Below are 6,114 nucleotides of genomic sequence, written 5' to 3'. Positions count from 1 at the left end.
CAGACTCCATTTTTACCAGATACACACATTTAGGTATACACGCATCAACAATATAATCAAAAAGGTCTTTCATGCGAAATATAGCCCTTGTGATGGAATACGATGGCACGAACTACCACGGGTGGCAGTGCCAGCCTAACGGCATAACGCTGGAAGAGGTTACAAGGGGCGCAGTTGCCCGAATCCTCGACCACGATGTCAAGATATATGCCGGGGGGAGGACCGACGCCGGGGTACATGCATCCGGTCAGGTGGTTAATTTCCATACCGAGAAAGGTATCCCGCTTGATGGTTTGAAAAAGGGGTTGAACAGCATGTTGCCCGAAGACATACGGGTAAAGGCCGCCCTTGAGGTCGATTCATCCTTTCACGCGCGGTATTCTGCCAGAAGCAAGGTCTACTCATATACCATTGCCAACACCCCATTTCATTCACCGTTCCATTTCCGCTATTCATGGCATATCCCTTATAAGATCGACAGCGGCGTCATGAATGAAACAATAAGGGGTATTGCGGGAGAACACGATTTTTCGGCCTTTAAAAAGAGGGACGAGGTATATAAAAACACAGTGCGGAACATACTATTGGCAGGGGTCAAAAGGAGGGGAGATTTTATCTATGTTGTTATTGAGGCAACGGGGTTTTTACGGTACATGGTGCGCAATATCGTCGGGACACTCACCCTTGTCGGCACCGGGAAGTTAAAAAAGGATGATTTCCTGACAATCCTTGCGTCGAAAGATCGCGTCAACGCAGGCCCCACAGCACCGGCAAAAGGGCTATTTCTGAGAAGGATCAGGTACTGACGTTTTTCTAATACCTTTTTTTGTTCAGACGGATCACAAGAAGTATGAGGAGCAGAAGGACTATGGCGGATGGAACAAGGATGGGGAAGGTCAGGATGTGCCTTGGCAGGGCATCGTAAAGACCCAGTATACCGAATATAATAAAGATCGTTGCCGCAAACCATTTCACGAATCTCTCGGGAATTTTTTTACCAAGCACAATACCGACAATTATACCGATAGCATCCGCGATGAGCATGCCTGTCGTTGTTCCAAGCCAGATATGAACGATATTGTTGTATTTTGTCGCAAGGGCCACTGTCGCAAGTTGCGTCTTATCACCCATCTCGGCAAAGAAAAAGGCAACGGCAACGGTCCAGAAAGGGTTGAAGTTAAAACGCTTGTCTTCGTTGTCCAGCGCGTCTCCCCGGAGTGTCCAGAGTCCGAAGAGTATAAACGACGCTGCTGCGGCGATCTTGATATAATTGAGCGGTATGACCATTGTCAGGTAATGACCGGCGAGGACAGCGAAAAGGTGGTTGCAAAGTGTTGCGACAAACACCCCCCACATGACCGTCTGCCACCGGAATCTTGTTGCGAAGGCCATGGCAAGGAGTTGCGTTTTGTCTCCCATCTCGGCAAGAACAACAAGGACCATCGACGCGATATATGCTGTCATGCCTCTCCTTATCTTCCATAAAAAAACGAGACGCCTTAGCATGGATTAAATCCATACCAAAGGTCTCGCTAATTGGTTTTAACCAATGGCAAGGCCAGGTATATCTACCGGTATGTTGACCTTGCCTGTTTAGCTACTCCCCTTCAGAGATGGATAGTATAGAGGTATGACGAAATAAAAGTCAAATGAAACCGGTTCATTGATAAAGTGGATTTTCCATGTTACATTAAGCATATACTTTTACTTTCGTCGATGACCCTTCCTGGGGGTTGGGGGGCTTAAGGATATGAGACGCAATCCTGAAAGGGGCTGAAGAAAAGGAGGTAATACAATGAAGGTTATCGGATTTAACGGAAGCGCCCGTAAAGACGGCAACACTGCTATTCTCATCAACTATGTATTCGGGGAACTGAAAAAGGAACGAATAGATACTGAGCTTGTACAGTTTGCTGGGAAAAATATCAAGGGTTGTACCGCTTGCATGAAATGTTCCAAGACAAAGGACATGCGGTGCGTCATAAAAAATGACCCCTTTAACGAGTACCTCGAAAAGATGGCTGCTGCGGACGGTGTCATTCTCGGGGCTCCCACGTATATCACTGACATCCCGTCAAATATGAAGGCCTTCATCGAACGTGCAAGCTTAGTCTTAAGGGCAAGCGGTGAACCCCTGCGCCGCAAACCAGGGGCCGCGGTCATAGCTGTGCGCCGCGTCGGCGCTATCCATGCCTATGACACGCTGAACCACTTTTTTCTCTTCAGGCAGATGATCGTTCCTGGTTCCATTTACTGGAACATGGGAATCGGCAGGGATAAAGGTGAAGTGGAAAAAGACGCGGAAGGGATCGAGACGATGAAGGTCCTCGGACAGAACATGGCGTGGCTTTTGAAGAAATTGCATAAATAGCCCGAGGTTACTGAATCGATGCGATGCGATAGCCGGATGTTTTTCAAGAGACTGATCCTGATCGCCGCGCTCTTTCTTCTGCCGGGTGCACAAGTGCTTGCGCAGCAGGCAACCTTTAAAGTAAGTGGTGAGATAGTCTTCCCCAAGACAGGCAATCTTTTTGTCCAGCTTATTACCAGGGAAGAGTTCGATAGCGGCAAGGATGCCGGATTCGGCGTTGTTGTCGCTGTCGGCCCTGAGGACATCAAAAAGGGCAGGGCGCCATTTTCTTTTACCGGTGTCCCTAAAGGTATCTACGGCATACGCTGTTTCCAGGACGTGAACGGGACGGGCAAGATGGAGAAAGGGATATTCGGTCCCAAAGAGCCATGGGGCACATACAGGCCCGCACGGCCAACATTCCACGCACCTCGCTTCGACGAGATCGCATTTGAAGTGAACAAAGACATCAAAGACATCGAGATCGAATTAAAATAGCTCATAGCAAACATTTATCCGTTGACTTCCATTTATTCCAAGGAGAAAAAATAAATTATGCATCGCTTTCTTATCATAATCGAAAAAGCGGCAAATAATTATTCTGCATATTCACCTGATTTGCCTGGCTGCATAGCTACAGGAGCTACTCGCGAGGAAACTGAAAAAAATATGCATGAAGCCATTCAATTGCACATAAAAGGACTTTTAGAGGACAACTTGCCAATTCCTGAATCATCTTCCTTAACGCCAGAAAAGTCCACCTCAAAGAGCTAAGCCTCCGGAAACTACCAGCAGACATAAAATCAGTGGCATAACCAATCGCTGGCTAAGCCCTTAAACGATACAGTGTTTCTGCTCATATCACATATTATGGCAGCAACCCTTGAAGGAAACAAATGGATAAGGGTAAGCAAACCGGACATTTCTATCTTACCTTGACATTGGCCTGAAACTACTTGACTCAGGGTTTCTTGTTGGCTATACTTTGTATAGCCAGAAGGAGGTAGCGGTATGGTTACAAGAATTCAAAAATGGGGAAACAGCCAGGGATTGCGTCTTGCCAGACAGGTGCTTGAGGACGTGCGCATTTCGGTTGGTGACGAGGTCGACGTAACAACACGGGACGGCATGATTGTCATTGCTCCCGCAAGGCACATTCGAAATAAGCAGAGCCTGGAAAAACTGGTCTCAGGCATACCCAGAAACTACAAGCCGAAAGAGGTTGATTGGGGTGAACCAGTCGGCAGAGAGGTCTGGTAGGTGAAGCAGTATATTCCCGAAAAGGGAGATTTCATTGCCGTTACCTTTGATCCCCAGTCTGGTCATGAACAGAAAGGCCGCCGCCCCGCGCTTGTTGTAAGTAACACCCTCTTTAACCAACGAACAGGTCTTGCAATCGTGTGCCCCATAACAAACACCGATCGTGCTTACCCTTTTCATGTGGCCATCACCGACAACCCGGATGTCAGGGGATTCGTAATGACTGAACAGGTGAAGTCCATAGATTTCCATGCACGTAAAGCAAAACTTATCGGAAGGGCTTCAGGCGACATACTTGACGAGGTTCTGTCAATACTTGATGCCTGCATCTATTGACCAAATGTGCGATGAATCGGGAAACATTTTGTCGGGAGGAAAAATGAGGAAATATTTTTTATCGAGTTTAAGCGTTATCGCTATCTGTATATCTCTTTTTACAGCTCCCATAACGTGGGGAGCGGGTATCGATGCTGCTCCAACGGCTGCGGGCGGTATCCAGTCTGTGGCAGCACAGTCGGTCCGCGTCGGCGATATTGATGTCAGCTACCGGATCATAGGCGACGGGTATCCACTGCTTCTCATTACCGGTTACGGCGCGACCATGGATATGTGGGATCCTCTCATGATCAGGGAGCTTTCATCACGCTTCAAGCTTATTCTTTTTGACAACCGAGGGATAGGCAAAACGACCGCCTCGGACAAACCCTTTACGATAGAACTTTTCGCGGAGGACACGATCGGCCTCATGAATGCCCTGAAGATACAAAAGGCCCATATATTGGGTTGGTCTATGGGCACATTCATCGCAATGGAACTTGCCCTGAAATACCCGGAGAGGGTAGGCAAATTGATCCTCTATGCCGGTAATTGCGGCTGGCAAGGCAGAAAGGTGGTGGAGGCACGTCCTGAAGTATCAGCCGCCCTGTTTGATCTCTCGGTCACAGAAGAGGAGAGGGCAAAACGGCTTATCAGCATCCTCTTTCCGAAAAAATGGCTTGAAGACCACCCTGATTTTTTAAAGCAACTACCCGGACCGAAGGAACCTGTATCAATCACGAGTATCGAACGGCAGGGCAATGCCATTAAGACCTGGCCGGGAACATGCGGCAGGATCGATAAGCTCGTACAGCCCACGCTTATTATAACAGGCATTGAAGATGTCATTATTCCCCCCGCCAATGCCTTTCTGCTGGCATCGAGGATCCCGGGCTCCTGGCTGATAAGGCTGCCCGGCGGCCATTCCAATATGTATCAATACCCTCAAACATTCAGCAGATGCCTTCTCGCCTTTCTGGAGGCCGGGATTGAAAAATAAGGAGATACTGGATCATGGTGCACAAAAAAGAAATTTCCTGTGATAAAAGCAATTTTGATGATAATCTAAAAGAAAGCCGGATCAGGATGAACCAAAGTACTTAAAGGAGAAAAATGGACACGGATATCATCAGGATCATTATCCTGCTTTATGATCGTTTTACGGCCCTTGATGCGATCGGGCCTTATGAAGTGCTGTCGAGACTGCCGGGCTCAAAGATATATTTTACGGGATATGAAAAGAGGAAATATAAGGACACCTATGGGCTGGAGTTAAAGGCCGACTATTCAATAAACGAGATATCGGAAGCTGAGATCCTGCTTATTCCCGGGGGATTCGGCATTGATAATTTTTTAAAAAACAGAGAAATCATTGATTGGGTTCGGAAGATTGACAGGACAACAAGCTGGACGGTTGCGGTCTGTTCCGGCTCATTATTGCTGGCAGAGGCAGGAATTTTAGATGGTAAAAATTGTACTACGCACTGGAGACGCAAAGAGCAACTGAGGCAGTACAATGTCCATATCAAGGATGACAGGTTCGTTCAGGACGGCAAGGTCATCACATCGGCAGGGGTTTCAGCGGGTATCGATATGGCGTTATACTTAGTGAGCAAGGTGGCCGGTGACGATGCCGCAAAGATTATACAGCTCGGGATGGAGTATGACCCTCAGCCGCCTTTTGATTGCGGGTCACCCGGTAAGGCACCGCCGGAGATACTTGAAAGATTCAAAAAATAGGAAGCGTTCAACAGGAGGAAGGAATGGCAAACCAGACAAATGATCCGCAACAGGTACCTATCAATACAAACGACGAGATGTCGAGAGGCCGTTACAGCAATGCCATGCTTGTTACTCACGGGGCAGAAGAGTTCATCGTCGACTGGTTCCTGCAATCTCCCAACGGGCCCCATCTTGTTTCACGAATCATAGTAACACCGGGTCATATGAAGCGTATTGTGAGCGTCTTGCAAGAGAATCTTGAGAGGTATGAGGAGACCTTCGGCAAGATCAAGGTCGCAGAGGCGCCTCCGAACCCGCTGGTTCAGTAGACACGAGACAACAATGAAATTTAGCCTGATAAATAATTAATTTTTCATCGCTATATCCCTCTTTTTTAGCATATATTATTGAGACATGGATATAAGACAAAAGGCTTCGATCACAGCAATATCTCTGGCGTTAATCCT

The 6,114-nt window shown here is 47.6% G+C and carries 9 protein-coding genes; 8 read left to right on the top strand and 1 reads right to left on the bottom strand.

Features of this window, described 5'->3' with window-relative positions; genetic code table 11:
- Positions 1-71 precede the first annotated feature (71 nt).
- Positions 72-806, top strand: coding sequence for a tRNA pseudouridine(38-40) synthase TruA (gene truA, locus PHU49_13280; protein MDD5244980.1), 735 nt, complete (start codon positions 72-74; stop codon positions 804-806).
- 7 nt (positions 807-813) lie between these two features.
- Here the strand turns inward: truA and PHU49_13275 are convergent, their stop codons facing one another.
- Positions 814-1,464, bottom strand: coding sequence for a TMEM165/GDT1 family protein (locus tag PHU49_13275; GenBank protein MDD5244979.1), 651 nt, complete (start codon positions 1,462-1,464; stop codon positions 814-816).
- 331 nt (positions 1,465-1,795) lie between these two features.
- On the opposite strand from PHU49_13275, the gene PHU49_13270 reads away from it, so the two are divergent.
- The 7 genes from PHU49_13270 (at position 1,796) to PHU49_13240 (ending at position 5,976) form a co-directional block, all read left to right on the top strand.
- Complete coding sequence (locus PHU49_13270; GenBank protein ID MDD5244978.1) at positions 1,796-2,371, top strand: flavodoxin family protein; 576 nt, start codon at positions 1,796-1,798, stop codon at positions 2,369-2,371.
- Positions 2,372-2,407: 36 nt separating this feature from the next.
- Positions 2,408-2,848: a DUF2141 domain-containing protein gene (locus tag PHU49_13265; protein ID MDD5244977.1), complete on the top strand. Its 441-nt coding sequence runs from the start codon at positions 2,408-2,410 to the stop codon at positions 2,846-2,848.
- A 513-nt stretch (positions 2,849-3,361) separates the two neighbouring features.
- Positions 3,362-3,610 carry a hypothetical protein gene (locus PHU49_13260; protein MDD5244976.1) on the top strand — a complete coding sequence of 83 codons (249 nt, stop codon included), beginning with the start codon at positions 3,362-3,364 and terminating at the stop codon, positions 3,608-3,610.
- Entirely contained in the window at positions 3,611-3,946 is a 336-nt protein-coding gene (locus PHU49_13255; protein MDD5244975.1) for a type II toxin-antitoxin system PemK/MazF family toxin, read from the top strand. It abuts the gene before it with no gap.
- A 43-nt stretch (positions 3,947-3,989) separates the two neighbouring features.
- Positions 3,990-4,925: an alpha/beta hydrolase gene (locus PHU49_13250; protein MDD5244974.1), complete on the top strand. Its 936-nt coding sequence runs from the start codon at positions 3,990-3,992 to the stop codon at positions 4,923-4,925.
- A 113-nt stretch (positions 4,926-5,038) separates the two neighbouring features.
- Positions 5,039-5,665: a DJ-1/PfpI family protein gene (locus tag PHU49_13245; GenBank protein MDD5244973.1), complete on the top strand. Its 627-nt coding sequence runs from the start codon at positions 5,039-5,041 to the stop codon at positions 5,663-5,665.
- A 23-nt stretch (positions 5,666-5,688) separates the two neighbouring features.
- A complete protein-coding gene (locus PHU49_13240; protein MDD5244972.1) occupies positions 5,689-5,976 on the top strand; it encodes a DUF3467 domain-containing protein in 288 nt (95 codons plus the stop codon).
- The last annotated feature ends 138 nt before the right edge of the window (positions 5,977-6,114 follow it).

This window comes from Syntrophorhabdaceae bacterium (assembly GCA_028713955.1).
Classification (GTDB): domain Bacteria; phylum Desulfobacterota; class Syntrophorhabdia; order Syntrophorhabdales; family Syntrophorhabdaceae; genus UBA5609.
Note: the sequence above shows the minus strand (reverse complement) of the source record. Positions and strands in the feature narration are given on the sequence as shown.